32 protein-coding genes and 1 tRNA gene are annotated in these 26996 nt (G+C 43.2%); 25 read left to right on the forward strand and 8 right to left on the reverse strand.

Annotated features, from left to right (window positions below):
* Window positions 1-37: 37 nt before the first annotated feature.
* Complete coding sequence (locus tag K370_RS09380; protein ID WP_020166801.1) at window positions 38-325, reverse strand: co-chaperone GroES; 288 nt, start codon at window positions 323-325, stop codon at window positions 38-40.
* Between the two features lie 181 nt (window positions 326-506).
* Here K370_RS09380 and K370_RS09385 point away from each other — a divergent pair, with 181 nt between their 5' ends.
* The 8 genes from K370_RS09385 (at window position 507) to K370_RS09420 (ending at window position 7707) form a co-directional block, all read left to right on the forward strand.
* The gene (locus K370_RS09385) at window positions 507-1067 is read left to right on the forward strand and encodes a hypothetical protein (protein ID WP_047541139.1); all 561 of its coding nucleotides are present in this window, start codon (window positions 507-509) and stop codon (window positions 1065-1067) included.
* On the forward strand, window positions 1067-2137 hold the full coding sequence (locus tag K370_RS09390; RefSeq protein ID WP_047541141.1) for an aldo/keto reductase: 1071 nt from the start codon (window positions 1067-1069) through the stop codon (window positions 2135-2137). The genes K370_RS09385 and K370_RS09390 overlap by 1 nt, the downstream gene beginning before the upstream one ends.
* 67 nt (window positions 2138-2204) lie before the next feature.
* Window positions 2205-3377, forward strand: coding sequence for a phospholipase A (locus K370_RS09395; protein ID WP_047541142.1), 1173 nt, complete (start codon window positions 2205-2207; stop codon window positions 3375-3377).
* An 8-nt stretch (window positions 3378-3385) separates the two neighbouring features.
* Complete coding sequence (bioA, locus tag K370_RS09400; RefSeq protein WP_047541144.1) at window positions 3386-4690, forward strand: adenosylmethionine--8-amino-7-oxononanoate transaminase; 1305 nt, start codon at window positions 3386-3388, stop codon at window positions 4688-4690.
* Complete coding sequence (gene dacB / locus K370_RS09405) at window positions 4687-6144, forward strand: D-alanyl-D-alanine carboxypeptidase/D-alanyl-D-alanine-endopeptidase (RefSeq protein WP_047541145.1); 1458 nt, start codon at window positions 4687-4689, stop codon at window positions 6142-6144. Before bioA ends, dacB begins: the two co-directional genes overlap by 4 nt.
* A 105-nt stretch (window positions 6145-6249) precedes the next feature.
* Entirely contained in the window at window positions 6250-6705 is a 456-nt protein-coding gene (locus K370_RS09410) for an FKBP-type peptidyl-prolyl cis-trans isomerase (protein WP_200883474.1), read from the forward strand.
* 172 nt (window positions 6706-6877) lie between these two features.
* Window positions 6878-7300, forward strand: coding sequence for an OsmC family protein (locus K370_RS09415; protein ID WP_047541148.1), 423 nt, complete (start codon window positions 6878-6880; stop codon window positions 7298-7300).
* A complete protein-coding gene (locus tag K370_RS09420; protein ID WP_047541149.1) occupies window positions 7300-7707 on the forward strand; it encodes a VOC family protein in 408 nt (135 codons plus the stop codon). The genes K370_RS09415 and K370_RS09420 overlap by 1 nt, the downstream gene beginning before the upstream one ends.
* 34 nt (window positions 7708-7741) lie before the next feature.
* Here the strand turns inward: K370_RS09420 and K370_RS09425 are convergent, their stop codons facing one another.
* The 3 genes from K370_RS09425 to K370_RS09435 form a co-directional block, all read right to left on the reverse strand.
* A complete protein-coding gene (locus K370_RS09425; protein WP_047541151.1) occupies window positions 7742-8056 on the reverse strand; it encodes a DUF2322 family protein in 315 nt (104 codons plus the stop codon).
* Window positions 8057-8119: 63 nt separating this feature from the next.
* A complete protein-coding gene (gene coq7 / locus K370_RS09430; protein ID WP_047541153.1) occupies window positions 8120-8743 on the reverse strand; it encodes a 2-polyprenyl-3-methyl-6-methoxy-1,4-benzoquinone monooxygenase in 624 nt (207 codons plus the stop codon).
* A 200-nt stretch (window positions 8744-8943) separates the two neighbouring features.
* Complete coding sequence (locus K370_RS09435) at window positions 8944-10389, reverse strand: S41 family peptidase (protein ID WP_047541869.1); 1446 nt, start codon at window positions 10387-10389, stop codon at window positions 8944-8946.
* A 161-nt stretch (window positions 10390-10550) separates the two neighbouring features.
* On the opposite strand from K370_RS09435, the gene K370_RS09440 reads away from it, so the two are divergent.
* Both K370_RS09440 and K370_RS09445 read left to right on the forward strand, forming a co-directional pair.
* A complete protein-coding gene (locus tag K370_RS09440) occupies window positions 10551-10838 on the forward strand; it encodes a SelT/SelW/SelH family protein (RefSeq protein WP_047541154.1) in 288 nt (95 codons plus the stop codon).
* A 169-nt stretch (window positions 10839-11007) separates the two neighbouring features.
* Complete coding sequence (locus tag K370_RS09445) at window positions 11008-11469, forward strand: ferritin-like domain-containing protein (protein ID WP_047541155.1); 462 nt, start codon at window positions 11008-11010, stop codon at window positions 11467-11469.
* A 109-nt stretch (window positions 11470-11578) separates the two neighbouring features.
* Here the strand turns inward: K370_RS09445 and K370_RS09450 are convergent, their stop codons facing one another.
* Both K370_RS09450 and K370_RS09455 read right to left on the reverse strand, forming a co-directional pair.
* Window positions 11579-12142: a C40 family peptidase gene (locus K370_RS09450; RefSeq protein ID WP_047541156.1), complete on the reverse strand. Its 564-nt coding sequence runs from the start codon at window positions 12140-12142 to the stop codon at window positions 11579-11581.
* Between the two features lie 128 nt (window positions 12143-12270).
* Window positions 12271-12558, reverse strand: coding sequence for a hypothetical protein (locus K370_RS09455; protein ID WP_047541157.1), 288 nt, complete (start codon window positions 12556-12558; stop codon window positions 12271-12273).
* Window positions 12559-12700: 142 nt separating this feature from the next.
* Between K370_RS09455 and K370_RS09460 the strand changes: the two genes are divergently transcribed.
* The 12 genes from K370_RS09460 (at window position 12701) to K370_RS09515 (ending at window position 22792) form a co-directional block, all read left to right on the forward strand.
* A complete protein-coding gene (locus K370_RS09460; RefSeq protein WP_047541158.1) occupies window positions 12701-14650 on the forward strand; it encodes an ATP-dependent DNA helicase in 1950 nt (649 codons plus the stop codon).
* Window positions 14647-15045, forward strand: coding sequence for an alternative ribosome rescue aminoacyl-tRNA hydrolase ArfB (gene arfB, locus K370_RS09465; RefSeq protein ID WP_047541159.1), 399 nt, complete (start codon window positions 14647-14649; stop codon window positions 15043-15045). Before K370_RS09460 ends, arfB begins: the two co-directional genes overlap by 4 nt.
* 14 nt (window positions 15046-15059) lie before the next feature.
* Window positions 15060-15761 (forward strand): tRNA (adenosine(37)-N6)-threonylcarbamoyltransferase complex dimerization subunit type 1 TsaB, encoded by a 702-nt coding sequence (gene tsaB / locus K370_RS09470; RefSeq protein ID WP_047541160.1) that lies wholly within the window; start codon window positions 15060-15062, stop codon window positions 15759-15761.
* Entirely contained in the window at window positions 15758-16237 is a 480-nt protein-coding gene (rimI, locus tag K370_RS09475) for a ribosomal protein S18-alanine N-acetyltransferase (RefSeq protein ID WP_081977188.1), read from the forward strand. The genes tsaB and rimI overlap by 4 nt, the downstream gene beginning before the upstream one ends.
* Window positions 16237-16791 carry a uracil-DNA glycosylase family protein gene (locus tag K370_RS09480; RefSeq protein ID WP_047541161.1) on the forward strand — a complete coding sequence of 185 codons (555 nt, stop codon included), beginning with the start codon at window positions 16237-16239 and terminating at the stop codon, window positions 16789-16791. Before rimI ends, K370_RS09480 begins: the two co-directional genes overlap by 1 nt.
* Before the next feature lie 57 nt (window positions 16792-16848).
* A complete protein-coding gene (locus tag K370_RS09485) occupies window positions 16849-17448 on the forward strand; it encodes a LemA family protein (RefSeq protein WP_047541164.1) in 600 nt (199 codons plus the stop codon).
* Between the two features lie 110 nt (window positions 17449-17558).
* Complete coding sequence (locus K370_RS09490; RefSeq protein ID WP_200883511.1) at window positions 17559-18371, forward strand: TPM domain-containing protein; 813 nt, start codon at window positions 17559-17561, stop codon at window positions 18369-18371.
* Between the two features lie 35 nt (window positions 18372-18406).
* Window positions 18407-18928 (forward strand): TPM domain-containing protein, encoded by a 522-nt coding sequence (locus K370_RS09495; RefSeq protein ID WP_047541166.1) that lies wholly within the window; start codon window positions 18407-18409, stop codon window positions 18926-18928.
* The gene (locus K370_RS09500) at window positions 18897-19598 is read left to right on the forward strand and encodes a hypothetical protein (RefSeq protein ID WP_235272728.1); all 702 of its coding nucleotides are present in this window, start codon (window positions 18897-18899) and stop codon (window positions 19596-19598) included. The genes K370_RS09495 and K370_RS09500 overlap by 32 nt, the downstream gene beginning before the upstream one ends.
* Before the next feature lie 83 nt (window positions 19599-19681).
* Complete coding sequence (locus K370_RS09505) at window positions 19682-21403, forward strand: proline--tRNA ligase (protein ID WP_047541167.1); 1722 nt, start codon at window positions 19682-19684, stop codon at window positions 21401-21403.
* Between the two features lie 2 nt (window positions 21404-21405).
* Window positions 21406-22017, forward strand: a complete 612-nt coding sequence (locus K370_RS09510) for a lytic transglycosylase domain-containing protein (RefSeq protein ID WP_047541168.1) — start codon at window positions 21406-21408, stop codon at window positions 22015-22017.
* 271 nt (window positions 22018-22288) lie between these two features.
* Entirely contained in the window at window positions 22289-22792 is a 504-nt protein-coding gene (locus tag K370_RS09515; protein WP_047541170.1) for a DUF1097 domain-containing protein, read from the forward strand.
* A 107-nt stretch (window positions 22793-22899) separates the two neighbouring features.
* Here the strand turns inward: K370_RS09515 and K370_RS09520 are convergent, their stop codons facing one another.
* A complete protein-coding gene (locus K370_RS09520) occupies window positions 22900-23712 on the reverse strand; it encodes a hypothetical protein (RefSeq protein ID WP_327036983.1) in 813 nt (270 codons plus the stop codon).
* Between the two features lie 221 nt (window positions 23713-23933).
* Window positions 23934-24983 (reverse strand): tRNA preQ1(34) S-adenosylmethionine ribosyltransferase-isomerase QueA, encoded by a 1050-nt coding sequence (gene queA, locus K370_RS09525; RefSeq protein ID WP_047541878.1) that lies wholly within the window; start codon window positions 24981-24983, stop codon window positions 23934-23936.
* A gap of 45 nt (window positions 24984-25028) precedes the next feature.
* Here queA and K370_RS09530 point away from each other — a divergent pair.
* The 3 genes from K370_RS09530 (at window position 25029) to coxB (ending at window position 26926) form a co-directional block, all read left to right on the forward strand.
* Window positions 25029-25115 (forward strand) — tRNA-Leu (locus K370_RS09530).
* 149 nt (window positions 25116-25264) lie between these two features.
* Complete coding sequence (locus K370_RS09535) at window positions 25265-25729, forward strand: DUF2244 domain-containing protein (RefSeq protein ID WP_235272729.1); 465 nt, start codon at window positions 25265-25267, stop codon at window positions 25727-25729.
* A gap of 30 nt (window positions 25730-25759) precedes the next feature.
* Window positions 25760-26926, forward strand: coding sequence for a cytochrome c oxidase subunit II (gene coxB, locus K370_RS09540; RefSeq protein ID WP_047541174.1), 1167 nt, complete (start codon window positions 25760-25762; stop codon window positions 26924-26926).
* The last annotated feature ends 70 nt before the right edge of the window (window positions 26927-26996 follow it).

The following is a 26996-nucleotide window of genomic DNA, read 5'->3' on the forward strand; positions in this document are numbered from 1 at the left end:
TCAAATTTTAATTGAAAAGTGTTTTGGTCAAACCAAATTATTCAACAATCGCCATGATGTCTTCTTCGCGCATCACTAGCAGTTCTTCGCCATCTACCTTAACGGTCTGGCCGGCGTATTTACCGAATAAAACTTTATCGCCAACTTTAACGTCTAACGCATTGATCTTGCCGCTGTCATCACGTTTGCCGTTGCCTACTGCTGTTACCACGCCTTGGTCTGGTTTTTCTGTTGCTGAATCTGGAATAACGATGCCTGATGCTGTTGTACGTTCTTCTTCAGAGCGTTTTACAATAACGCGATCATGTAATGGACGAATTTTCATTCAATTTCTCCTGATGAGTGGTTTTTTGGTTAGTATTAATAAAGTTGATAAAATTGCTAGGCAATACGATATTTTAGCACTCGCATACCTTGATTGCTAATATTGAGATTAAGTTTGTTTTTTTCAAGTGTTTTAATTCGTTAACTTCATCAATATATGAATAATATTTAGAAGGTTTAATTTGTCCTCTCCACATTTAGCAGAAGCCGCCATACAGCAAATTAATTTGGGCTATAACGCGGAGCAGGATCGCCTGCTTTTTCGTGTCGGGCTAAGCGATAACACGGAGCTGTTGGTATGGCTAACCAATCGCATCACCAATATGATGTGGTCATTATTAACCGGTGAAGCGCACTTGCCAACGGCTACATCGATACAAGCAGAAACACCGCCAGAGCAGGCGGTTGAACAATTTAAGCAAGAAATGCAAGCGGTAGATTCCTTGCAGAAAATGGATTTTAAAACCGAATATCAACCAAGACCAGAAGTGCGGAATGATGGTGCAATGTTAGCGACAAATGTGGTGTTAATTTCGCATGAAAATAAATCATCTTCGTTGGAGATGCCTTGTTTAGAAGGCGTTACTGTACGCATGAATTTAAACCCAGAATTGACTTTGGCCATTTGCAATATGCTGCAATTGGCTTGCAAAGAAGCGGGTTGGGCGATTGGTAGCATAATGGTGAGCCAGCCAAGCACGCAAATAGCGCCACAAACAGATATTAAAAAGGTGTTGCATTGATGGAATATACTAAATTAGGCCAAACAGATTTAAGCGTGTCAAAGATTTGTTTGGGAACGATGACTTATGGTGACCAGAATAGTGAAGTAGAAGCCCATGAGCAATTAGATTATGCTGTGGCGCAGGGCATTAACTTTATTGATACTGCCGAAATGTATCCTGTGCCGCCAAAGGCTGAAACGTATACGCGTACAGAAGTGATTGTTGGTAACTGGCTTAAGAATCAACCGCGCGACAAAATCGTGTTAGGCGGCAAAGCCGCTGGCCCTCGCCGCGGAATGCATTGGATTCGCGGTGGTCCAACTTCGTTAGATCGCGCCAATATCCGCGCGGCGATTGAAGGTTCCCTTAAACGTTTGCAAACTGATTATATTGATGTGTACCAGTTACATTGGCCAGAACGCAATGTGCCGATGTTCGGGCAATATTTGTTTGATCCGGCCAATGAGTTTGAATCAGGTACTTATTTGCAAGGCGCACAAAAAAAGTGGGTGTCGATCCGGAATCAACTGGAAACTCTGGCGGAATTAATCAAAGAAGGCAAGATACGTTATATTGGCTTATCAAACGAGCAGCCGTGGGGCGTGATGGAGTTTGTGCGTATCGCCAAAGAATACGACTTGCCACAAGTTACCAGCGTGCAAAACTGTTATAACCTGATTAATCGCGGTATGGAATTTGGTATGTCCGAAGTGCTATTTCGTGAGAATGTCAGCCTGCTGGCTTATTCACCGCTGGCTTTTGGACATTTAACCGGAAAATATATTGATGACCCCGCTGCGAAAGGCCGTGTGACCCAATTTTTAGGCTATGCACAGCGTTATAAAAAACCGAATGTGCCAACCGCCAGTGCTGCTTATACGCAACTTGCGCGTGACAATGATATAACACCGACGCAGATGGCACTTTCTTTTGTATACCATCGCTGGTTTGTTGCCAGCACGATTATTGGCGCTACATCAATGGTGCAGTTAAAAGAGAATATTGCTGCGTGGCAATACAAATTATCCGACCAAGTGTTGAACGAGATTGAGGCGCTACACTTGAAATATATGAATCCAGCACCTTAACCAACACTTTGGCTTGTTAATTGAGTCGTTCGTTGGTTCAATGAATAGGTTAATAATTAGGAAGACTATGCATCAAAGCAAACAGCGCGCATTTAATTGCGCCGTATCATTTTTGGGCTTGTTCATCGCATCGCTGTCGCTAGAGGCGCAAGAAGTATTGACGGTAGAACAGGCGCTAAACAAATGCAAAAATACCTATCCATCACAGTTTGAATCAAAAAAACGCCTAGCCTGTTTTGATAGCATCAGCACACCAGCGATTGAAGTCAATGCGGTGGAGTCGCTGAGTGATAATCCGAACACAGCAGACGGCGATGTTGCCACAGACAATGCGTCAAAAGGTGTCTTGGTAGCAAAAGAAAAACCAGTCGCCATCGCGGTTAAAAAAACCAATGCGGATTTAACTTATCTGGAAAGAAAATGGCGCTTAACTTCGGAAGGCGATTGGAATATCAGCGATTTTGAGATTTATAAATCTAACTACTTATTATTCAGCCATACTGATAATACCAACGACACGCCGCAAAGTCCGAACCACATCAATACAGAAAATCGTAATCTGGATGCAGAGGATTTGAAATTTCAGTTGAGCCTGAAAACTGAGCTATACAATAATATTCCATTGATTCGCGATTTGCCTTATGTCACCAGCTCCAGGCTTTGGGGCGCTTATACGCAAAAATCCAACTGGCAGCTTTTTGATCCCAGAGCTTCCAGACCTTTGCGCGAAAATAATTACGAGCCGGAATTGATTCTATCTTTAGGTATCGATAATGAGATTGATGGTGAGAGAAAAGATTACATTCCTAGAATGCTGAATCTTGGTGTGGTGCATCAATCCAATGGGCGCTCAAATCCGACTTCCAGAAGCTGGAATCGCGTTTATCTGGAAAGTGGTTGGGAGTTAACCGACCGGATATCACTGATGGTGCGGCCATGGTGGCGCATTCCGGAAGATAAACAGAAAGATGATAATCCTGATATTGAAAAGTTTCTGGGTTACGGCGATGTGACTGTACGCTATGAAACGCCTTCTGGCAAAACTGCGCTTTCTGTTTTAATGCGCAATAATTTACGTAGCGATAACAAAGGTTTCGCTCAAATTGATTTGCAACAGCGCGTGTTCAATAACCCTTACATCAAATTGCATATGATGCTCTCCAAAGGTTATGGTGATACTTTGCTTGATTACAACCATTCACAAAGTATCTTGGGCTTTGGGATATCACTTGGTGAGTAATATTCTTTATGTCTAACCAAAATCTTTTAAACCGCAGTTTGCAATCGGTGTGGCATCCCTGCACGCAGATGAAGCAGCATGAGGCTTACCCTCTCATCCCCATTCAGCGTGGCGAGGGCGTTTGGCTTTATGATGTAGCGGGCAATCAATATCTGGACGCAGTCAGCAGTTGGTGGGTAAATCTGTTCGGCCACAATAATCCACGTATTAAAGATGCGATTAAGCAACAGTTGGATACGCTGGAGCATGTGATGCTGGCAGGATTCACGCATGAGCCTGTGGTTGCATTATCGGAAAAACTAGCGCAACTCACCGGCTTGGGTCATGCGTTTTATGCCAGCGATGGCGCCAGTGCGACTGAAATTGCGCTTAAGATGAGCTTTCATTATTGGCGCAATAGTGGGAAATCAAATAAAACCAAATTTATCAGCCTGCAAAACAGTTATCACGGCGAAACACTGGGCGCGCTGGGCGTGACCGATGTGGCGATTTTTAAAGATACTTATGCGCCCTTGTTAATGCAATCTGCACAAATGCCCAGCCCTGATTTTAGATTGGCAGAAGCGGGTGAAAGTGCAGAAAGCTTTGCTTTGCGCTGCGCTGAACAGCTAGAACACTATGTCAGTCAGCATCATCATGAACTGGCGGCTTTTATCATTGAGCCGTTGGTGCAATGTGCGGCTGGTATGGGTATGTATCATCCTGTTTATTTGCGCCGAGCGCGTGAGATTTGCCAGCAATACCAAGTACATTTAATTGCCGATGAGATTGCGGTCGGTTTTGGTCGCACCGGAACTCTATTTGCTTGTGAGCAGACAAATGTCAGGCCGGATTTCATTTGCTTGTCTAAGGGGATTACCGGCGGCTATTTGCCGTTATCTGTGGTGTTAACGACGGATGAAGTCTATGCGGCATTTTATGATGACAGTGTCGCAAAAGGTTTTTTACATAGTCATAGCTACACGGGAAATCCCTTGGCGTGCAGTGCTGCTTTAGCGACATTAGCCATTTTTGAAACAGAGAATGTATTAGAAAAAAATCGGGCAAAGGCCGCTTACTTAACTACTAAAATGCAAGCGTTTACTCACTTGCCGATTGAGCATCTACGTTATCAAGGCATGATTACGGCATTTGATGTGAAAAGTGAGAGTGTGCATTTTTCTCGTGATTGTTATGCAGCAGCTTTAAAAAATGGCCTGTTAATTCGTCCCATTGGTAACACGGTATATTTCATGCCGCCTTATACGATTTCAGAATCTGAAATAGATTTTATGCTGGATGCAGCGCTTAAAAGTGTGCAATTGGCGATATGAGCATAAAAGTCATTGCCACCTTATTCCTGTGTTTTTTCTCCTGTGCTGCTTATGCTGAACTGCCAGCCAGCGTAATAGATGCATTAAAACAATCACGCATTCCACAAGCTAGCGTTGGCGTTTATGTGCAAGCCGTAGATGGAACTCGACCAAGCATCACACACAATGCTGAAATAGGCCTTAACCCAGCCAGCGTGATGAAGTTGATCACTACAAACGCAGCCCTGGATTTATTAACGCCCGCTTACCGCTGGAAAACCGAGATTTATCGTGATGGTGATGTGATTAATGGCGTTTTGAATGGCAATCTCATCATTAAAGGCTACGGTGCCCCAAGTTTTAAAGTGCAAGATTTTTGGCAATTATTAATGCGATTACAACAAGCGGGCATTAACGAAATTAAGGGCGATTTAATCATTGATAAAAGTATTTTTGCTGAAAAATCAGGCAATCGTCCAGCCTTTGATGCGGAAATTTGGCGTGCCTATAATGCACAATCCAGTGCGTTTCTGGTCAACGGACGCCATACTAGCTTTAGGTTCAGCACAACAGATACGGCTGTAAATGTGAATCAAGAATTTGAGTTAAATGCAGTAAAAGTTGTCAATAATATGCAGTTAAGTCAAGGCGCTTGTGGTGACTGGCGTAATCGTTTTGCATATACCGTTAAAACTGAACCGGACGGCGTAGTTGTGACTTTCAACGGCACATTTTCGCCAGATTGTGGTGAGCGTTATTTAGAATTGAGCGTGTTGGATGATGAACAATATGCGTTTTACACCTTTAAAAAACTGTGGCGTGAATTGGGTGGCGTGTTCAACGGGAAGCTCAAAAATCAGGCTTTGCCAGAGAAGCAAGATTTGTCAGAAGAGCAGAGTTTATCAGCAACACATAATTTAAAAATCTCAGTGATAAAAGTAGTTGAACAGGTGTCTGAGCCTTTGGGTTATGTGATACGTGACATGAATAAGTGGAGTAATAATCTAACAGCGCGACAATTGCTGTTGACGCTGGCCGCAGAAAAACAAGTTTTGCCTGCAACAGAAGCCAAGGGTGAAACGGTGGTTAAAAACTGGCTGGCCTCTAAAAGTATAGAAGCTAAAGAGTTGGTGCTTGAAAATGGTTCAGGATTGTCGCGAATCGAACGTGTGAGCAGCCAGCACTTGGGTCAAATGCTAGTGAGTGCTTACAATAGCCCAGTGATGCCGGAATTATTAGCTTCACTACCAATATTAGGTTTAGATGGCACGGCAAAAAACCGCTTAAAAGATAGTGTAGCCCAACAGCGTGTGCATTTGAAAACCGGCTCATTAGATGGCGTGAGTGCGGTAGCGGGCTATGTTTTAAGTAGCCAAAATAAGCGTTACGTGTTTGTCTTTATTGTTAATGACGCAAATGCAGCCGCCAGCAGAACTGCGCAAGATGCGTTGATTGAATGGGTTTATAACCATTAACTTGATCGGGGTTTTTATGTACAAGTCTGTTCAATACGGCACATTGGCGAACTGAATTGATTATGCAGTATCATATTGGCTTTACATTTCACTGAATAAGCGACGATGAAACTACTTAATATTTTAATCGCAGGCATTTTATTAACCACTTTAAATGCTTGTAACGCCGAAACAACTACATCAACACAGGAAAAAACTGCAATGACTGCAAACATCACAGAATTACAAAAAATTGATACACAAGTAGGCACTGGCCGCGAAGCCGAACCAGGTTTTAACGTGACTGTACATTACACTGGCTGGCTGTACGACGCAGCGGCGGAAGGCCATAAAGGCAAGAAGTTTGATAGTAGCGTAGACAGAAAAGAACCATTCAATTTCTTTTTAGGTGGCGGCCAAGTGATTCAAGGTTGGGATGAAGGTTTTGCTGGGATGAAAATTGGCGGCAAACGCACATTAGTTATTCCGCCAGAAATGGGCTACGGTGCACGCGGTGCAGGCGGTGTGATTCCGCCGAATGCCACTTTAGTTTTTGATGTAGAACTATTAGACGTCAAATAAAATTATCATCTTCGTCGCCACGGTGTTGCAAGGTTGAGAAAGTGCACGCAGCATACAGATAGTATGTAGGCGCGATTTTTCAACCTTGTGCCTTGTCTGGCTTAGAAGCTGATGATTTATGGTCTAGCAATAGTAAAATCGTGACAACAGCAAAATAAAGTAGGAATCAATCATGAAAGTTAGAATCAAGTGGGTTGAAGATGTCAGTTTTGTTGGCGAATCTGAAACGGGTCATGCGGTAGTGTTGGACGGGGCGCCTGAAAATGGTGGTCGTAATATCGGTATGCGTCCAATGGAAATGTTGCTAATCGGCATGGGTGCTTGCACTGCTTTCGATGTTGTCACGATACTGAAAAAATCGCGCCAGCCTATTGTCGATTGTGTCGCAGAAATCGATGCGGAACGCGCCAATGAGATTCCCAAAGTGTTTACCAAAATTCATGTGCATTTTGTGATTACAGGCGATAACTTGAATGAAACGCAAGTAGAGCGCGCAGTGAAGTTGTCGGCAGAGAAATATTGCTCGGCTTCTATCATGTTAAGTAAATCGGTTGAAATTACACATGATTATGAGATTAAAACAGGTACTGTTTAATGTTAAATAGTCAGCCACAGGGCATGTTAGGCATTCGTCATCTCGCTTTGTTTGTTAAAAACTTAGAAGCAGCAGTAGATTTTTATACGCGCATTATGGGGATGCGTATTGAGTGGCAACCTGACCCTGACAATGTCTATTTAACTAATGGCGGCGATGTGTTTGCACTGCATCGCGTTGACTATGTGCCGCAGGCGCAGCAGCGATTAGACCATATTGGCTTTGTATTGAACGCACCACAGGACGTAGATAATTGGCATGCGTATTTTGTACAAAACGGTGTGAAAATAACAGAGGCGCCAAAAACGCATCGTGACGGTTCACGCGGTTTCTACTGTCTGGACGCTGTGGGGCATTTACTGGAATTGATTTATCATCCGCCGATATCTGCAGGATTAAATCAGTAAAGTAAGCAACAAAATTGGAGTGTTAATAAATTGGCTAAGTGACAATTTTAACGGTTAACGGCGCTTCGTTTTCTAACACATTCAGTAACCTGTCTACATTAGGGTGCTTGCCAGGGCAGTTTTCAGCGTCTTCCGTATGCTCTGCAAATAAAGCTAAACCTTCTACCGCAGCATCCAATGTAATGGCACCAAACATTTTGTATAAATGGTTAAACACTTTGAGCGAACCTTGACTGCCAGGTTTGTTTTCAATCACACCAGCAAGTTTTCCGCTTTCAAAAAACAGTTCAATACGCTTTACGTCATCCACGCTATCTAAGGTTAATAGTACATCACTAAATTTTTGCATTTTCAATCGCCTCGATTCATGGCTGTTTTGCTACCAATATTGTTGTCAGTTCTGTTCATGCTGCTACACGTAATATGCTGTTGTTGTCATGATTTTAGAAGCGAGTTTCATGCCAGCTTTAACTGGCTGCGGCAAATCGTTTGCACCAAGCTGTTTTGCTTCTGCCGCATGTGCTGCTTCATCCTGCTGCATTTGGCTGACGATTGTACGCGTTTTAATGTCAGCATCACTTAATTTATTTAAATGGTTGTTTAAATGGTTGGATACTTGCTGCTCAGTTTCGGCTAAAAAGCCTAAGTTCCATTTGTCACTCATCAAGCCAGCTGTGGCGCCTAAGGCAAAGCTGCCAACATACCATACTGGGTTGAGAAGACTTTTCCGCCCACCAAGCTCATTAATGCGCATTTCGCACCAGGCGAGATGATCAGTTTCCTCATCGGCAGCATGTTGCAAGCTTTGTACGATTTGAGGATTACGCGACGTAAAAGCCTGACCACTGTATAAAGCCTGCGCGCACACCTCGCCTACATGATTAATGCGCATTAATGATGCGGCTTGGCTTCTTTGTGATTCACTAAGCGGCATTTCCTCAATGTTTACATCAGGTCGCTCTCTGCCAGCAACGGCCTGTGCAAATATGGTGCGTAAGCCTGTATCAAATGTGGTGATTAATTTGTCTAATATCATGATTCTTCCCAACCAATAAGCCCAGTATAACCCAGTTGTTTTGCAATAACATGCTACTCTGCAATATCTTATCTGCCGTATTTTGCACGCGCAAGATGTCAGATAATGACCAGTTATTAATACTTAAAGTATCATAAAAAAGCCCTGTTAGAAGACCTGTATTGAATACAAGCTCTAACAGGGCTTTAAGGCGTTACAGTTTATTTTTTAACGTCAGGTGTTTTTTCTTCAGCAGGTTTTGTTTCTGGTGCTTTTACTTCCGGAGATTTTTGTACCGGTAAGCCTTTCAGTACATTCATCGCCTGCACAAATTGAATATCATCTTTGCTGGCCGGTTCAATTGGGCCTTTCTGTTCAGCAAATTTCTTCTCATTGGCTTTTTGTACAGCCAATGCTTTTTCTTCATCGATTACTTTAGCCGGTGCTTCAGCTTCTTTTGGGTTCGATAAATGCTTGGCTAAATCTGCCTCACGAATATTATTCGATTGATCAAAACCATCTTCTACAATAATGTCCGGCACGATACCTTTGGCCTGAATCGAACGGCCTTTAGGTGTGAAGTAACGGGCAGTCGTCAATTTGATTGCACTGCCGTTATTCATCGGTAAAATCGTTTGTACAGAACCTTTACCAAAGCTTTGTGTGCCCAAAATAGTCGCGCGCTTGTGGTCTTGCAATGCGCCTGCCACGATTTCAGATGCTGAAGCTGAGCCATTGTTGATTAACACAACAATCGGTGTTTTCTTGTAATCAGCCGGTTCATCTTTTAAATAATCCACTTTGCCACGGCGCGCATAATCAAGTGGTGTCGCATTTAAGTGCATTTTTGCGTCGGCTGTACGGCCTTCGGTATACACCACCAATTCATCTTTAGGTAAAAATGCAGCCGAAACGCCGACTGCAGCATCTAACAAGCCGCCTGGGTTATTGCGTAAATCAAGCACGATGCCTTTGAAAGGGCCTTTATTTTGCACACGTAAATCTTTTAACGCTTTGGCTAAATCTTCGCCAGTATGTTCTTGGAACTGCGTGATACGCAAATAAGCGTAGTCCTGCTCGATAAACTTATTTTTAACACTTTGCGATTTAATGATGGCACGGGTTAATGTAAAAGTAAGAGGTTTAGTTTCACCTTTACGCAATACCGTTAAAACAATTGAAGTATCTGGTTTGCCGCGCATTTTTTTAACCGCGTCATTCAGGTTTAATCCACGCACTTGCGTTTCATCTAACTTTGAAATTAAATCGCCGGATTTTAAGCCTGCTTTGTAAGCAGGGCTGTCTTCAATTGGGGTAATTACTTTAACCAAGCCATCTTCCATGGCGACTTCAATGCCCAGTCCGCCAAATTCACCTTGCGTACCTGCCTGCAGGTCCTTATAGCCATCGGCATCCATAAAGGTAGAATGTGGATCTAATCCAGAAAGCATCCCAGTTAAGGCCTCATTGATTAGTTTTTTATCTTCAACAGGCTCTACATAATCACTCTTTACTTTGCCAAATACTTCAGCAAATACGCGCAAATCATCTAGCGGCAATTGCGATACGCTCGTTTTTTCGGCTAATGCCGAAAAGTTTAGGCTAATCAATACTCCTACTAAGACACCAGATCCAATTAACCCTATTTTTTCAAAAGAAGACCGCATGCACACCCTTTTTAATAAATTAATCATTTGCTACACATTAAGTCGTGTATATCACTCAACTATGAGCTTAAAATAAAACAATAGGTTCATTTTGCGCTATTTCAAGTTAATTGAATAGTACGTGAAGGTAATTTTGCCAAACTTTACAATGATAGAGATGCATGTTGAGCACACATAAAGTAAATATAGAATATTGTACGCAATGCCGCTGGCTACTGCGCGCAGCTTGGCTTGCGCAAGAGTTATTAACCACTTTTGAAGCAGATTTAAAAGCCGTGAGCTTGCAGCCGGGAACTGGTGGGATATTTGAAGTGCGTTTGAATGATGTCGTCATATTTAATCGCAAGCAAGCAGGGCGTTTTCCAGAATCTAAAGAGTTAAAACAGTTGATTCGCGATGTCATTGCACCCGAACGGGATTTGGGTCATAGCGATAGGCAGACTGAATAAACAAACCAGATAGCATTTGTACATGTGATTGGTTTTTCTAATCTATTTGATAGTGACAATGCGAACTATTTGCAATTCTGCAAGCTATTTTTATTTGGTATAAACTGCGTTCCATTGAGTCTGTAAGTGAAATATAACACTCAACTTACTAACAGTTTAGGAGAAGAAAATGTCAGCAGATCATGGTATAAAAAGCCCGGTAGTGAGCGCTTTAAATACAATTTTAGAGTTGGAACTAGCTGGTGTTGTACGCTATACACATTACGCGCTCATGGTATTTGGATACAACCGTATTCCAATCGTTTCCTGGTTGCGCAGCCAAGCAGCAGAATCATTAACCCATGCTGATAAAGCGGGTGAGTTAATTACACATATGGGCGGACATCCATCATTGTCAATTGGCCCATTATTAGAAACACATAATCACGATATTGGTGACATTTTGCGCGAATCATTGGCACACGAAACAATTGCACTGAACGCATATAAAGCGTTGCTGAAATTGGTAGAAGGTGATTCTGTGATGCTGGAAGAATATGCGCGCGAGATGATTTATCAAGAAGAATTACATTTGGGCGAGGTAGATAAAATGCTACGTAAACCGGGTGAAATTGCTAAGTTCCATGAGTAAAATTTGATCAATCATGCCTTAAGCATCTATTTAATATAGATTGAGATAGCAAAATAAAAAAGCGGCTCTGGCCGCTTTTTTATTTTAATAGAATTGATTTGATTCGGTTTCATCTGGCATTAATTGCAGATTTTTCAACTTCTGTATCCAGTCGCTGCGCGCCATTAAAGCGTTTTGCCCAATAACTACTTTTCATGCTCTCAACGCGCACGGTTTTGCCTGTGCTTGGCGCATGAATGAATTTGTTATCGCCCATATAAATGCCAACATGCGAGAATGCCGATTTTAATGTGTTAAAAAACACCAGATCGCCTGGCTGTAACTCATCTTTTTTAACTGTTTTGCCGATTTGACTAATGGCGCGAGCGGTCGGAGGCAGCGATAAATTAGTTGCTTGACTGAATACATAGCGTACGAATCCGCTGCAATCAAAGCCTGTTTCAGGGCTTTTTCCACCATATTTATATTGAATGCCCGTTAAACTTAGTGCGTTAACAAGTACTTCTTGCGCGCGTGATTGCCAATTATCAGGTTTTTCTTCATGGTTTAACTCTTCAGAATCATCTACGCTATATAGCGTAATGCCTGCTGCATTCTGTAAGAATGACTGCTCTGCATTTGCGTTTAAGCAAACACTTAAAAAAACAGTAACAAAGAAAATAAAAAACTTCATGCAATAATTTTAGATAAATTTAATCTTTTTGGATAAAAATGAGGCCTATCTTATGATGTACAAGGTCTACTTAAAACTGACAGTTTTAAGACTAAACAATGAAATCCAAAATAGGCTAGGTTGAATAGTTATTTTTTAGCTAAAGCGTTTTTTATTAAGCCAACTATTACCAGTAGCACACCACCGCCTACGCCACCACCTGCTACTTGCGAGACTATGGATGCAATGTCTACGCTGCCAGCCGCTTCTGCGCCGCCTACGCCTAACATGCTCAATAATTGACCGCCTAAACCACCGCCTAATATGCCGACTAATGAGTTGCCCAGCGTACCTAAGCTAACATCTTTAAGCAAACCACCCGCGACATTGCCACCTACTGCACCACTAACTAATTGAATAATCAAAGCTAAATCCATATATCCTCCCTAGAGATAGAACAGAATTAAAACCATCATTTCAAGCGAACAGCAGCGCTAGGCTAACAAGTAATAAAGTATAACGCAATACTTTTTATGTGTGCGGCTGAATCGTATGAAGTATTCATGGGATAATTTAAGGATGGTCGAAAATTCACAATTAACGCAAGTTTTTAAGCAGGGCGGTACTTTAGCTGAAGCAATCGAAGGCTTTTCAGAGCGTCGCCAGCAGCTTGAAATGGCTTTAGCGATTGAGTCTGCGATTAAAGATAGCAAACAGTTGATTGCAGAAGCGGGCACTGGTACGGGGAAAACATTTGCGTATCTTGTTCCAGCCTTGCTTTCGGGCGGTAAAGTGATTATTTCCACTGGTACTAAAACCTTGCAAGACCAATTGTTTAACCGCGATTTACCCAATGTGCGTGATGCGCTAAAAGTACCTGTCACCGTTGCCATGTTGAAAGGGCGCTCTAATTATGTCTGCCATTATCATTTAGAAGCAGCCGCGCAAAGTGGGCGTTTCGCCTCGCGCGAAGATGCCAACTATGTACACTTAGTCAAAAACTTTGCTGAAAACTCAAAAACGGGCGATAAAAGTGAGTTAACTGAAGTGCCTGAGAATGCCACTATTTGGCTGAATGTGACTTCTAATCGTGATAATTGTTTGGGGCAGGATTGTAATTTCTACAAAGATTGTTTTGTGATGGAAGCACGGAAAAAAGCGCTGGCAGCTGACGTGGTAGTGGTGAACCATCATTTGTTTTTTGCCGATGTGATGCTGCGCGATGAAGGCGTGGCGGAGCTTTTGCCTTCTGCCAACACAGTCATTTTTGATGAGGCGCATCAATTGCCGGAAGTGGCTGGTCTGTTTTTTGGTGAAGATATTTCCACCAGTCAATTAATCGAACTATGCCGCGATAGCACTGCTGCGCATTTAACGCTTGCCAAAGACTGTGTGGCGTTGGGCGAGGCAATTCCTAAACTAGAAAAAGCCTGTAAAGATTTTAGGCTGGTCTTTCAGTTTGAGGGTTCGCGCATGCCTGTGCAGAAAGCATTGGCGCTCAGAAATTTTGATGCGGCATTTTTAGACATGCAAAACATGTTAACCGATTTAAACAAGGTACTTGAAAGCCAAGCTGCGCGCGATCCGATGCTGGAAAAATGTTGGCAGCGCGGAGAGGCGTTAAGCGAGCAGCTTAAAAGTTGGATTAAAGCCGAAAACGCGAATTTGGTACGCTGGGTGGAAGTGTTTACGCAGTCTGTTCAGCTACACGCCACGCCGCTGAGTGTGGCAGATGGTTTTAGCAAGCAGCTAAACGCACAGCCGCGCGCTTGGATTTTTACTTCTGCTACGTTAGCGGTTAAAAGTGATTTCAGCCATTACATCGCGCAAATGGGTTTGCATGCAGCTGAAACGGGTTTTTGGGAAAGTCCGTTTGATTACGGCAATCAAGCACTGTTGTATGCGCCAGCTAATATGCCAGACCCGAATAATTTCAGTTATGCCGCTGCCGTTGCTGCTGTCAGTTTGCCGGTTATCCAAGCCAGTCAAGGCCGTGCATTTGTATTATGCACATCGCTTAAAGCCATGCGTGAAGTGCATGCATTACTAAAAGATGCTTTTGCTAGTGCTGGTATGGAATATCCACTGCTGATGCAAGGCGAAAGCACGCGCACTGAATTGCTGGATAGATTCCGCGCACATGGTAATGCTGTGCTAGTTGGCAGCCAAAGTTTTTGGGAGGGCGTAGATGTACGCGGCGAAGCGCTTTCGGTTGTGATTATTGACAAACTCCCGTTCGCCCCGCCTGATGATCCTGTGCTTTCTGCGCGAATCGATAAAATGAACCAAGAAGGCAAAAATGCGTTTATGGAATACCAATTACCGTATTCCGTCATTACCTTAAAACAAGGCGCAGGCCGATTGATACGCGATGAACTGGATAGGGGCGTACTAGTGATTTGTGATCCAAGATTGATTACAAAGCCCTATGGCAGGCGCATCTGGCAAAGCTTGCCACCGTTTAAACGGACTAAAGAACTAGCTGATGTAGAGGCTTTCTTTTCTGTAAACCTACAAGAAAACGCATGATATTAATCCCCGAAACTGAATACGAACTTACCGCCATTCGTGCGCAAGGCGCTGGCGGGCAGAATGTGAATAAGGTTTCTAGCGCGATTCATCTGCGTTTTGATATTGTCGCTAGTAGTTTGAGTGATTGGTTGAAGGAAAAGTTAATCCATGGCAAAGATAACCGCATTACGGATGAGGGTGTGTTGATATTGAAAGCGCAGCAATTTCGTACGCAGGAAGCGAATAAGAAAGATGCGATCAAGCGTTTGCATGAGATTGTGAACGCAGCAAATCAGGTGAAGCCAACACGCTACGCCACGCGGCCGAGTTATGGTTCAAAACAGCGCAGGTTAGAAAGTAAAACTCAGCGTGGGCAAGTGAAGCAATTGCGCGGTAAAATAGTGGCTGATTAAATGATCTCTTTAGCATGAATTTACTGGCACTAGACACCTCTACCGAATTTTTGTCGCTGGCATTAAAGCTGGGCGAGCGCACGTTCACGCATTATCAAGAAACCGGTTCAGCGTCATCACAACTGGTGTTGCCGCAAATTCAGGTTTTACTAGATTCTACTAACGTACAGCTAAAAGACTTAGATGGCATAGCTTTTGGCGCAGGCCCTGGCGCGTTTACCGGTGTACGCATTGCCAGTGGCGTGGCACAAGGTTTGGGGTTTGGTGCCAATTTGCCGGTTGTGGGTATTAATACATTAACCGCTGTGGCCGAGGCAAGCGGACAGGATAAAGTGATTGTCTGTCTGGATGCGCGCATGGGTGAGATTTATCATGCGGTTTTAGTTAAGCAAAATGGCATCTGGCTTGAAATAAGTGAAACCAAAGTGTGCAAGCCACAAGATGCACCAACGCTGGAAGGTGGAGATTGGTTTGGTGCCGGTAGCGGTTGGGCTGCTTATAGTGATGTATTAACGCAAGTTTATACCGACAATTTAAGTCAAATATTGCCAAATATTTTACAAGGTATTACGCCAACTGCTGAGGCTATTTTACGTTTAGCGCAGCCCGTTTTTGCGGCAGGGCAGGCGAAACCGGCAATGGAAGCGATGCCAATCTATATTCGTAATCGCGTAGCATTAACTACGCTGGAGCGCGAACAAGGATTGCGGTTATGAGTGCCATGTTTGATCAATATAAAAGCCTAAAACCTAATTATCAACTTCGGCCTATGCAAATGGATGATTTGGATGCAGTAATGGCAATCGAACCAACGATTTACAGTCATCCTTGGACGCGCGGTAATTTCAGCGACTCGCTCAATTCTGGATACAGCGCTTGGGTTTTAGAGCTTAATCAAAAAATGATTGGTTACGCGTTATTAATGATGGTGCTGGATGAAGCGCATCTGCTTAATTTGAGCATCGCCAAAGACCAGCAAAAACAAGGCTTGGGCAGATATTTATTGGAACATATGTTACAGATTGCTAAAAATCACAGGGCTGCTAATATGTTTTTAGAAGTGCGCCCTAGTAATATTTCGGCCATTGCATTGTACGAAAACATGGGGTTTTGCGAAATGGCTGTACGCCGTGGCTATTATCCTGCACATAATGGCCGTGAAGATGCGGTATTAATGGGATTGGCGCTCTAATGGTATCGCGTGATGACGCTTTTGTGATGACTCGTGAAGATGTGTTGCGCGAATTAGAACTATTGCCAGTTTGGAAATTGCGCGCACCAGTAGCAGAGAAACCAGTTACTGAATCGATACCACCAACTCCAGTTGCCGTAGTTGAAAGTAAGCCAATTGAAGGTGTAGTTGCAGCTAGTGCTATATTTATCGTATCGACCGACAAGAAATGGGCATTTGTGTTGCCAGCAGTTTTAAGCGGGCAATCTATAGATTTGTTTAACAATATTTTACGCGCACTAAAAATCAAACCCATGCAAACTATACATACACAGCAATTAACCCAGGATATTGCAGCTTCTGGTACTAGTGTAGTAGTAGCGATGGGGGAAATTGCTGCGCAACAACTGTTAACTAGCACACAATCTATTGAGAATTTACGTGGCAAAATTCATTTAGTGGATAGCGTGCAAGTGATAGCCACTTATCATCCTGATGATCTGTTGCAGCATTTACCCAATAAAGCGAAAACATGGGATGATTTATGTATGGCGTTAAGCGTTGTGAGTGCTTGAATTGGCAGTAATTAGCCTTATTAAAACAATTGTAATGACACTATTAAGGAGTTAAAAATGCGTACTTTTTGGCAGAAACTTTTACCATTAATTTTAATGTTAAGTTTATCGGGCTGTGGATACAACACGTTTCAAAGTCTGGATGAAGAAGCAAAAGCCAGCTGGTCAGAAGTGTTAAACCAATATCAACGTCGTGCAGATTTGGTCCCCAATTTAGTCGAAACCGTTAAAGGTTACGCCACGCATGAGCAGGAAGTATTAACCGACGTAGCGAATGCGCGCTCAAAAGTCGGCAGCATGCAAGTCACACCAGAATTGTTAAATGACCCAGAAGCATTTGCCAGATTTCAGGCAGCGCAAGGGCAGTTAACATCGGCACTATCACGCTTGATGGCGGTAGCAGAGAATTATCCTAATTTGAAAGCAGACCAGGGCTTCAGGGATTTGCAAGCGCAGCTTGAAGGGACAGAGAATCGCGTCGCAGTGGCGCGTAATCGTTATATTACTACCATTAAAGACTACAACGTTGCCGTGCGTAGCTTTCCTAATAATTTAACTGCGATGATGTTTGGCTACAAAGCCAAGCCATCATTTACGGTAGAAAATGAAAAAGCGATTTCTGCACCACCTAAAGTGGATTTTGGCAATAAAAAATAGCTTAAATATCATTAAGTTAATCTGTTTTTAGCTCAATAATTTTGCCAACGCAATTATTCACTATAAAAGTGTTTTCTAAGCTAAAAGCGAGCTTGTATGCGCTGTGCGTGATGTTTCTACTAACATCTGGCATGGCGCATGCACAGCTTGTCGCTATTCCGGAACTTAAATCGCGTATAACTGATTTAACCCAAACATTATCGGTAGAACAGCAAGGCCAACTAGAAGCCAAATTAGCGGCTTTTGAGCAACAAAAAGGCAGCCAGATCGCCGTGCTGATTGTGCCAAGTACACAGCCGGAAGATATTGCGCAATATGCAATCCGTGTCGTAGATAAATGGAAAGTCGGTCGCAAAAAAATTGATGACGGCTTGCTGCTGTTAGTGGCAAAAGAGGATCGAAAATTACGCATTGAAGTCGGCTACGGCTTGGAAGGTGCGATTCCCGATTTAACCGCCAAGCGGGTGATAACTGAAACTATTTCACCAAGATTTAAACAGGGCGATTATTTTGGCGGCTTGGATGCGGGAATAGACGTATTGATTGGCTTAGTGAATGGCGAACCTTTACCAGCGCCAACAAGAGCTGCCAATAACGGCAGTAGTTTGGAAAACTTATTGCCCATTTTGTTGTTTGGCGGCTTGATTTCAGGTTTGTTCTTGCGCAGTATATTCGGCACATTTTTCGGCAGTGCAGTCAATGGCGGTCTAGTAGGTGGCGCAGTTTGGCTGCTGGGAATTGCATTCGGCGGCGCGGTTATTTTCGCTATAGTTGCTTTCTTTTTTACTATGATGATGGGTAGTCGTGGTTTAGGTGGTATGCCCATGGGTGGTGGAATGGGCGGCGGCTTCGGTGGCGGCTCTAGCAGTTGGGGTGGCGGTGGCGGTGGTTTTGGCGGCGGCGGAGCTTCTGGTGATTGGTAAATCGGGGCGATTGACAAAACGGAGATTTTTGGCAAATGAAGCGTAGACATCCGATTGCGCGATTTTTTTCGCATCTTATTAGCGCTGCTATTCCTTCAAATTGGCAGGTGCAGCGGCACTTTTCAAAGGCGGCCTTGCGTCGTATCGAGCAAGCGATTAAAACCAGCGAATTAACGCATACAGGTGAGATACGCTTTGTAGTGGAAGCCGGTTTGCATCCGCTGGAAATTATCACCAAAAAAATGCCAAAAAAACGTGCAGTTGAGTTGTTTAGCCATCTGGGTATTTGGGATACCGAAAACAATAATGGTGTGCTGATTTACCTTTTGCTGGCAGACCGTGATGTGGAAATTGTGGCGGATCGAGGTATCCATCGGCATGTGAGTAACGATGGGTGGGAAGTGATTTGTCATGCAATGGAATTGCAATTCAGGCGTGGCGAATTTGAAGCAGGTGTGCTGGATGGTATTCAGCAGATTGGTGCGTTGTTGCATCAATATTATCCAGCCGATAGTGAGAACAAAAATGAATTGCCGAACGCTGCTATTATCATTTAAAACGCTGTTATATAAAACACTGTCATATCAATTAATCGTCGCAATGTGGCTGGCAATAACAGCCAGTTATGCACAAGCGGCATTATCGGAAATGTCGCGTATTTTTCATCAAACACCCAGTCTTGAAGCTTTTGAAGTTTGTTTTGGCGGTGGCTGCGCAGAAGTGAGGCAAGTTACATTAACTGCCGAAGAATGGCAAAAAGTAGTGCATTTATTTGTATCCGATGTACCGCTTAATGCAATGCAAGAACGCGAAAAGATCGCCCAGGCAATCGGTTTGTTAGAAGAGATTGTTGGTGAAAAAGTCGGCACGTCTAACGACATTGCCGGTACTTTCTATAGTGGCAATCTTAGCGGTCAGCTAGACTGTAACGATGAAGCAATTAACACCACAACCTATATACGATTAATGCGGCAAGCGGATTTAATGAAATGGCACGAAGTGGAAGATACGCGAACCCGTAGTTTCTTTTTTAACGGTTGGCCACATTCAACCGCGGTAATGCATGATATTAGTACAGGTGAGCGATTCGCGGTGGATAGCTGGTTTTACGATAACGGCGCACCAGCGACGATTGTGCCGTTTGCTATTTGGAAATCGGGGTATCGCCCAGCAGACTCGCCCATTGGTCAGTCGCGAACATCTAAAGCAAACACATCCGCCAGATAAATTACTCAAAAGCTAAGTCGCTGCTGACTTAATCTGCGTTTAACGTTAAAATTCGGTTTCAATTTTTATTCCATACCATTCCCATGCGCGCATCCCAATTTTTCATTGCCACCCAAAAAGAAGCTCCAGCAGATGCTGAGTTAATCTCGCACAAGTTAATGGTGCGCGCCGGCTTGATTAAAAAGCTGGGTAGCGGCTTATATAGCTGGATGCCATTAGGTTTGCGCGTGTTGCGTAAAGTGGAAAATATTGTACGCGATGAAATGAACAAAGCCGGTGCGCTAGAGCTATTAATGCCTGCAGTTCAGCCAAAAGAATTGTGGGATGAAACAGGTCGCTGGGCCGTTTTTGGACCGCAGATGCTGAAAATCAAAGATCGTCATGATAGAGACTTTTGTTTCGGGCCAACGCATGAAGAGGTGATTACCGATATTGCACGCCGTGAAATCAGTAGCTATAAGCAGTTGCCGCTTAATTTTTACCAGATTCAGACTAAATTTCGTGATGAGATCCGCCCGCGTTTTGGCGTGATGCGCGCGCGCGAATTTATGATGAAAGATGCGTATTCATTTCATACCAATTTTGAATCGTTAACCAGAACTTATGCCGATATGCATCAGGCATACAGCAATGTTTTTACGCGCCTAGGCTTAAAGTTTCGTGCGGTAAAGGCCGATTCTGGCGCCATTGGCGGCGATGGTTCGCAAGAGTTTCATGTGCTGGCTGATAGCGGTGAAGACGCGTTGGCATACTGTGAGAGTTCGGATTACGCAGCAAATGTGGAGTTAGCGGAAGCATTACCAGAAAGCAATGCTAGAACGGCTGCCAGCCAAAACCTAACCCAAGTAGAAACGCCAAAACAAACCACTTGTGAGGATGTGGCGAATTTATTGAATATTACTGTGCAGCAGACAATTAAATCTATTGCTTTGATGGTGAAAAAAGAGGCGGAAGTTGAGCGGTTTTATTTGGCTTTGTTACGCGGCGACCATCATTTAAATGAAGTAAAAGCGGGTAAAGCTTTAGGCGAATTTAGATTCGCGACTGAAGAAGAAATCCGTGCCAATTTAAATTGTCCGCCTGGCTTTATTGGTCCAGTAAACGTTGGCGAAAATGTTACTGTCATTGCAGATAGAACGGTTGTCAATATGAGCGATTTCGTCTGCGGCGCGAATAAACCTAAATATCACTTAAGCGGTATTAATTTTGGACGCGATTTGGCTGAGCCTAGTTTGGTTGCGGATATTCGAAATGTAGTGGATGGCGATGCAAGTCCTGACGGTAAGGGCACATTAAGCTTATGTCGTGGTATTGAAGTCGGACATATCTTCCAACTGCGTACTAAATATGCACAAGCCATGAACGCAACGTATCTGGATGAAAATGGTCAATCACAGGTAATGGAAATGGGTTGTTATGGCATTGGCGTATCACGTATTGTTGGCGCTGCGATTGAGCAGGGCAATGACGAGAAGGGCATTATTTTTCCATTAAGTATGGCGCCGTTTGCGCTGGCGATTTGTCCAATCGGACTGGATAAAAGTGAGTTGGTAAAAAATACAGCGAATCAACTATATGCAGACTGCAAAAAGGCAGGCTTTGATGTGCTGCTGGATGACCGTGGTGAGCGTCCGGGCGTGATGTTTGCGGAAAGCGACTTAATGGGTATTCCGCATCGCATTGTGATTGGTGACCGTGGTTTGGCAGAAGGTAAAGTGGAGTACAAATCGCGTAGCCAAGTGGAAGCACAGAATATCGCGTTGCAAGATGTGATTAATCATTTAAGTGGTTTGCTTAATAGTTAAATATGTTGAAAAAACTTTTTCTGACCAGTTGGTTGAGTGTTTATTTATTGGGCTTAACGTCAATTTGTTTTGCAGGTAACCAGCGCGAAGAGCCACTTTCTAACTCGGTTAAAGCGGTGATGCAAAAATCGATTAGCGACTTGGCCTCGCCCAAACTGATATTTGCCAGTCAGGAAGAAGGTCAGGCTTGGATGGCTGAGATGTCACAACGCCTGAAAAAGCGCATGCCAAACCAAGCATACCGTGAAGATTTTTTAAGGTCGGTGCATTATGAGGCAACGCGCGCAGGGCTAGACCCGCAATTGGTGATGGGCTTGATTCAAGTGGAAAGCGGCTTTAAAAAATATGCGGTATCTAGTGTGGGCGCACGCGGCTATATGCAAGTGATGCCTTTTTGGGTGAAAAGTATCGGTAACCCAGAGCATAACTTATTTCATTTGCGGCTTAATTTGCGTTATGGCTGTACTATTTTGCGCCATTATTTAGATATAGAGCGTGGCGACTTGTATCGTGCACTCGGTCGTTACAATGGTAGTTTGGGTAAACCGCAATATCCGAATCTAGTTGTCGGTGCCTGGAAAAAGCAATGGCAATATCCGCTGAATAAGCTCTAGTAAGTCAGTTTTAAAGTGCTTGTTGGCGTATTTAATTGTTTATAAAATTCCATCAAAATCTAGCAGTTGCTCGCTGCGATTCATAAAAAAACTTGTCAATATGACAAAAATAAGTCTAGACTACGCCTAGCCAATTAGTTTGAAGCCGATCAAAGGCATTGTCATGTTGTCGCTATTAAATTGTCGTATGGTCACTTAAGTTAATTGGCTGTAATACTCGAAAACATTATTTTTATAAAGAGTTTTTACCTTTTAATTTAGGGAGAAAAGTATGTCGAAGTTAACAGCATTGGCAGTGAGTATCGCGATTTTAGGTGGAGTTTGGGCGTATTTAGCATTGAATCCGTTGGCAAGTATAGCGTTGGTATGGGTTGGTTTTATTGCATGGGGTTGCTATTTCCATACAGGGGGTGATGCAGCAGCGTTACAAAAAACCATTGCAGGCATGAGTTACGGTGCGGTAATCGCTGGCATCGCTTTATATTTGGTGAGTTCTGGTTTGCTAGGTGCTTTAGGCGTATTGGCTGCTCCCGTTATTATTGCAGTAACTGTGTTTTTTCTAGTGATTGTTGCCGGCTGCAATTTGCTTTCTGTGGTGCCAGCTAATGTTTACGGCTATGCTGCAACTGCTGGTTTAGCATTAACAGCAGGTACGGCAGGTAATGCAACGGCGACGGACCTGACTAACCCTGTGCTATTAGTCATTATCTCTGTTGTATTGGGTGCTTTATTCGGTGCGGCTTCTGGCAAATTGGCTGGAGCTCTTGGTAAATAAAGTGCAGAAAAGTTAAGCTACAAATAGAACTGAATCAATCTATTTGTTACAAAAAAACCGCATCTTGTATGCGGTTTTTTTATGCTTCGTTCTATACTGGAACCCAGTTATTTAACGACTTTAAAGCCATAGTAGGTTCCAAACTCACCTTCGTTTTCGTGATAGACAAATAACAAGTCATTGGTGTAACCCAGGCCATTAAAATGATTTTGTGCGCGTAACTTAAGGTCTTTTGGCAGCTCGCTTTTTGCAATGAATTTTCCGGTTAAATCAAACACCAGCGCGGCCTTATGGTCAATATCCAGCAATACTAACTCCTCACCTTTTACACCGGTATACGCCACATAATGGTCGCTAATGTCGTCATGCAAAACGCCTGCCTTGATAAAATCTAATGCAATTTCGCCAATTTTCTCGCGTTTTTTAGGATCAACAATAAACACTTTATTGCCGCGTTCCTGCTTTGCAAAATAACGATTATTCTCAGCATCAAAGCTGGGCATGGTGCCTGCATCGCCAAATGCTGGATTGAATTGATACAGTTCATCGGAAGTGTTTTTGACTTCACCGGTTTCGGATAAGTGAATGGCGAAAATGCCTGTATTCGGTGCAAAACCCACATCACTGGATACATTGTAAGTAATGGTTTCTAGTTTGTCTGTGTTTGGGTTGTAGTAAATAGAGCGATTGTCGTAGCCGGGTGTGGCTGAGTTGACGTATTTACCCGTGTTATCGTAGGCATGAATTTGCGATTTTGACACCGCCGCTTCAAATTCAGATGCCATCGGTGCTAAGCCGCCATCTGCGATGTAATAATGCTTTAATTCTGGCACATAAGCCACTGTCATCGGACGCGTAGTGGGCTTATTTGCCAGCGGGATTTTGATCACGACAGTGGCTTCTGGCAGCACTTCTGCCATGAGTGCGCTACTTGATATAAGGCTGGGCAAGATAAATGAACTGATTAAAAGCGACTTAGTGATAGGCTGCTGGAATAAAGACATAAATAAAATAACTTTCTTGACTGAATGCGCTAATAAAAACTAGTGATAATAAATACAAAAAACCTGTAAGAACAAAATGCAAGTTTTAGTGTTTATGTTGATCGACTAGTTCAACTTGATAATTTTGATTGGTTTTTTCATTGGCCTAGTTTTTGAGCTAACTCGGATTTCTCAATTAACATTGCATCACCATAACTAAAAAACCGATATTGCTTTTCAATTGCATGCGCATAAGCCTGTTTAATCTGCTCAAACCCTGCAAAAGCAGACACTAACATAAGTAAGGTGCTTTTCGGCAGGTGAAAATTGGTTAACAGTTTGTCAACGATTTTAAACTGGAAACCTGGTGTGATAAAAATAGCGGTTTCTGCGGAGCCTGCTTTTATGCTTCCATTCAATGCGGCACTTTCTAGCGCACGCAGGCTGGTTGTACCTACTGCAATCACATTGCCCCCCGCCAATTTCGTTGCATCGATTGCGGCTACTGTTTCAGCCGAGATATGATAGATCTCACTATGCATTTTGTGGTCTTTAATTTCATCTACACGCACCGGTTGAAATGTGCCGGCGCCAACATGCAAGGTAACGTAAGCAATGCCGATGCCTTTTGCTTTGAGTGTATTCAGCATAGGCTCGTCAAAATGCAAGCCCGCCGTCGGCGCGGCTACTGCTCCTGCATGTTTAGCGTAAACGGTTTGATAACGTTCGTCATCTTCCGCATTAGCGCTATGCGTAATATAAGGCGGTAACGGCAATGCGCCATAACGCTCTAATAAATCCAGTGCACTAATGTTGCCGATGAATTGCAGTTGAAATAAATCATCCTCACGACCAATCACTTTGGCGTCGAATGCATCGGCTAGCCTGAGTGTATTGCCAGCTTTTGGCGCACGTGATGCACGCACATGCGCCAACACATGATGGTTATCTAGTACACGTTCAACTAAGACCTCTACTTGTCCACCAGTATCTTTTATGCCGAACAGCCGCGCTTTAATCACACGCGTATCATTAAAAACCAATAAGTCGCCAGCGGATAAAAAGTTGGGGAGATTTATGAATAATTCGTCACTTAACTGCTTGAATTGACTATTTAAATAAAGTAACTTGCTAGCATTACGTTTGCTTGAAGGGTGTTGTGCAATCAGTGTGTCGGGTAAATAAAAGTCAAAATCTTGGGTTCGCATTGCCGAAAAACTTGTTATAATAATGAAGTTGACATTATACCTCATGCCGGGATGGCGGAATTGGTAGACGCACGGGACTCAAAATCCCGCGTTGGTGACAACGTGGGGGTTCGATTCCCCCTCCCGGCACCAAATTTAAGTGAGTTAATTGAGTTTTCACTTAAATTTTATACATGAAGTATGTTAATCTCTTAACTTGTAACAAGATGTAACGGTCGTTGATTGAGCAGTATTTTCTAAGGTTGAGAAATCAAATCTCCGAAATAATAATGTTATCAATAATGGATTGTAAGATTATTGCAAGACCTAATAATTCGCTTTCACCAGAAAATAGCTTAAAACTGATGGTGGTGTTGGCGATTGTCGCCTTTGTAGTTGCGCTTGGGTTTGCGCATGTAGGAGCCTGGTTGGTGCTGCCATTTGCTGGACTGGAATTGGCGGCTTTTGCGTACGCTTTTTATTATGTTTATCTGCACTCTAGCGACTTTGAAAGTATCGCTATAGATGGTGATAGGGTGATTATAGAAAAAAGAAGTTTTAGAGAAACAAGCGTCACAGAGTTTCAACGATATTGGATGCAAGTGCATGTGCGCAATATCGGTCGTGGCAAAGGTGTTGTTAGTAAAAGTGGACTATTTATTGGTTCTCACGGTAAAGAGGTTGAGTTTGGTAAGCATTTTATAAACGATGAGCAACGAGTGGCATTGGCGCACGAGCTCAAACAAAAATTAAAAAGTATTAATTAGTTTATTTATTAATTCGTCTTGGAGCGGTTTATGCAAGTTTTGAAAAAAATTGGGTTAGGTTTAGCAGCAATGCTTACATCGCTCAACGCCTTTGCTGATTATAGTTGGAATTTCCCCGAGCCAGTTACACCAATGGCTTTAGACACATTACATGTGCACAATAAATTCATGCTAATTACAATGGTTATATTTGTCGTTGTGTTAGCAATCATGATTTACTCAATTTTTTCACATCGCAAAAGTAAAGGTTATAAACCTGTTGCAGATAAAGCCCCTTCTACAGTGATAGAGATTTTCTGGGTTTTGGTTCCGTTTGTTATTCTGCTACTTATCGACTTTGTCATTATGGGTATTCCCGCTTATCACAGCGTGGTGATGATGGAAGATACACGCGATAAAGCGACGATGGTGATAAAGGTAACTGGCTCGCAATGGCGTTGGCAGTATGAATACTTGGATGGCGATGCGCAGGGCATCAAATTTGTGAGTAACTTAACGACAACTGCTGATCAGCAGCACAATGCGGCTGACAAAGGCGAAAACTATTTGCTGGAAGTTGATAATCATTTAGTGCTGCCTGTCGGTGAGAAGGTCCGAATTTTGATGACAGCATCAGATGTATTGCATAACTGGTGGGTGCCACAATTCGGTTCGTCACGTGTGGCGGTGCCAGGCTTTATTCGTGAAACATGGGTGCAAGTAGACAAGGCTGGTACTTACCGTGGGCAATGTAAAGAGCTCTGCGGTAAAGGTCACGGCTATATGCCAGTCGTGGTAGATGCTGTGCCAATGGATGAGTATAAAGTGTGGGTGGCTGCTAAAAAAGCAGAAATTGCTAAAGCTGGCGAAATTAAAGAAATGACTAAAGAGGATTTAGTTGCACAAGGTAAAGCGGTCTACGAGAAAAACTGTGCAGTATGTCACCAGGTAAATGGTGCGGGACTGCCGCCAGCATTCCCGGCAATGACTGGTAGTAAGATAGCCCTTGGCCCTGTATTTGGCGCCGATGGCAAATATTTAAAAGATGGTCATCTGGATCGTCTGCTCAATGGTAAGGGCGTAATGCCAGCCTGGAAATCCACATTAAACGACACGGAAATTGCTGCTGTCATCACCTATGAGCGTCAAGCACTGGGTAACTCTGCAAGCGTGGATCCCATTATTCAGCCAGCACAAGTTCAAGCGGCACGACAATAATTTAAATTCAATATATTGCCATTAATATATTGAATGATTAATTTGTAATTTATTTTTGTTTAAATAAAAG

It is taken from the genome of Methylotenera versatilis 7 (genome assembly GCF_000799165.1).
In the GTDB taxonomy this organism is placed as follows: domain Bacteria; phylum Pseudomonadota; class Gammaproteobacteria; order Burkholderiales; family Methylophilaceae; genus Methylotenera_A; species Methylotenera_A versatilis_A.

Excerpts from the sequence above, each read along its gene's own strand:
- K370_RS09460 (WP_047541158.1), top strand. The coding sequence starts at position 12,701 with ATGGTCGAAAATTCACAATTAACGCAAGTTTTTAAGCAGGGCGGTACT.
- K370_RS09425 (WP_047541151.1), bottom strand. The coding sequence starts at position 8,056 with ATGCAAAAATTTAGTGATGTACTATTAACCTTAGATAGCGTGGATGAC.
- coxB (WP_047541174.1), top strand. The coding sequence starts at position 25,760 with ATGCAAGTTTTGAAAAAAATTGGGTTAGGTTTAGCAGCAATGCTTACA.
- dacB (WP_047541145.1), top strand. The coding sequence starts at position 4,687 with ATGAGCATAAAAGTCATTGCCACCTTATTCCTGTGTTTTTTCTCCTGT.
- queA (WP_047541878.1), bottom strand. The coding sequence starts at position 24,983 with ATGCGAACCCAAGATTTTGACTTTTATTTACCCGACACACTGATTGCA.
- K370_RS09435 (WP_047541869.1), bottom strand. The coding sequence starts at position 10,389 with ATGCGGTCTTCTTTTGAAAAAATAGGGTTAATTGGATCTGGTGTCTTA.
- K370_RS09490 (WP_200883511.1), top strand. The coding sequence starts at position 17,559 with ATGTTTCTACTAACATCTGGCATGGCGCATGCACAGCTTGTCGCTATT.
- K370_RS09485 (WP_047541164.1), top strand. The coding sequence starts at position 16,849 with ATGCGTACTTTTTGGCAGAAACTTTTACCATTAATTTTAATGTTAAGT.
- K370_RS09455 (WP_047541157.1), bottom strand. The coding sequence starts at position 12,558 with ATGGATTTAGCTTTGATTATTCAATTAGTTAGTGGTGCAGTAGGTGGC.
- arfB (WP_047541159.1), top strand. The coding sequence starts at position 14,647 with ATGATATTAATCCCCGAAACTGAATACGAACTTACCGCCATTCGTGCG.
- K370_RS09535 (WP_235272729.1), top strand. The coding sequence starts at position 25,265 with ATGGATTGTAAGATTATTGCAAGACCTAATAATTCGCTTTCACCAGAA.
- K370_RS09380 (WP_020166801.1), bottom strand. The coding sequence starts at position 325 with ATGAAAATTCGTCCATTACATGATCGCGTTATTGTAAAACGCTCTGAA.
- K370_RS09450 (WP_047541156.1), bottom strand. The coding sequence starts at position 12,142 with ATGAAGTTTTTTATTTTCTTTGTTACTGTTTTTTTAAGTGTTTGCTTA.
- tsaB (WP_047541160.1), top strand. The coding sequence starts at position 15,060 with ATGAATTTACTGGCACTAGACACCTCTACCGAATTTTTGTCGCTGGCA.
- K370_RS09495 (WP_047541166.1), top strand. The coding sequence starts at position 18,407 with ATGAAGCGTAGACATCCGATTGCGCGATTTTTTTCGCATCTTATTAGC.
- K370_RS09440 (WP_047541154.1), top strand. The coding sequence starts at position 10,551 with ATGTTGAGCACACATAAAGTAAATATAGAATATTGTACGCAATGCCGC.
- bioA (WP_047541144.1), top strand. The coding sequence starts at position 3,386 with ATGTCTAACCAAAATCTTTTAAACCGCAGTTTGCAATCGGTGTGGCAT.
- K370_RS09515 (WP_047541170.1), top strand. The coding sequence starts at position 22,289 with ATGTCGAAGTTAACAGCATTGGCAGTGAGTATCGCGATTTTAGGTGGA.
- K370_RS09500 (WP_235272728.1), top strand. The coding sequence starts at position 18,897 with ATGAATTGCCGAACGCTGCTATTATCATTTAAAACGCTGTTATATAAA.
- K370_RS09420 (WP_047541149.1), top strand. The coding sequence starts at position 7,300 with ATGTTAAATAGTCAGCCACAGGGCATGTTAGGCATTCGTCATCTCGCT.
- K370_RS09510 (WP_047541168.1), top strand. The coding sequence starts at position 21,406 with ATGTTGAAAAAACTTTTTCTGACCAGTTGGTTGAGTGTTTATTTATTG.
- K370_RS09395 (WP_047541142.1), top strand. The coding sequence starts at position 2,205 with ATGCATCAAAGCAAACAGCGCGCATTTAATTGCGCCGTATCATTTTTG.
- K370_RS09445 (WP_047541155.1), top strand. The coding sequence starts at position 11,008 with ATGTCAGCAGATCATGGTATAAAAAGCCCGGTAGTGAGCGCTTTAAAT.
- K370_RS09415 (WP_047541148.1), top strand. The coding sequence starts at position 6,878 with ATGAAAGTTAGAATCAAGTGGGTTGAAGATGTCAGTTTTGTTGGCGAA.
- K370_RS09505 (WP_047541167.1), top strand. The coding sequence starts at position 19,682 with ATGCGCGCATCCCAATTTTTCATTGCCACCCAAAAAGAAGCTCCAGCA.
- K370_RS09390 (WP_047541141.1), top strand. The coding sequence starts at position 1,067 with ATGGAATATACTAAATTAGGCCAAACAGATTTAAGCGTGTCAAAGATT.
- K370_RS09520 (WP_327036983.1), bottom strand. The coding sequence starts at position 23,712 with ATGGCAGAAGTGCTGCCAGAAGCCACTGTCGTGATCAAAATCCCGCTG.
- K370_RS09480 (WP_047541161.1), top strand. The coding sequence starts at position 16,237 with ATGGTATCGCGTGATGACGCTTTTGTGATGACTCGTGAAGATGTGTTG.
- K370_RS09410 (WP_200883474.1), top strand. The coding sequence starts at position 6,250 with ATGAAACTACTTAATATTTTAATCGCAGGCATTTTATTAACCACTTTA.
- rimI (WP_081977188.1), top strand. The coding sequence starts at position 15,758 with ATGAGTGCCATGTTTGATCAATATAAAAGCCTAAAACCTAATTATCAA.
- coq7 (WP_047541153.1), bottom strand. The coding sequence starts at position 8,743 with ATGATATTAGACAAATTAATCACCACATTTGATACAGGCTTACGCACC.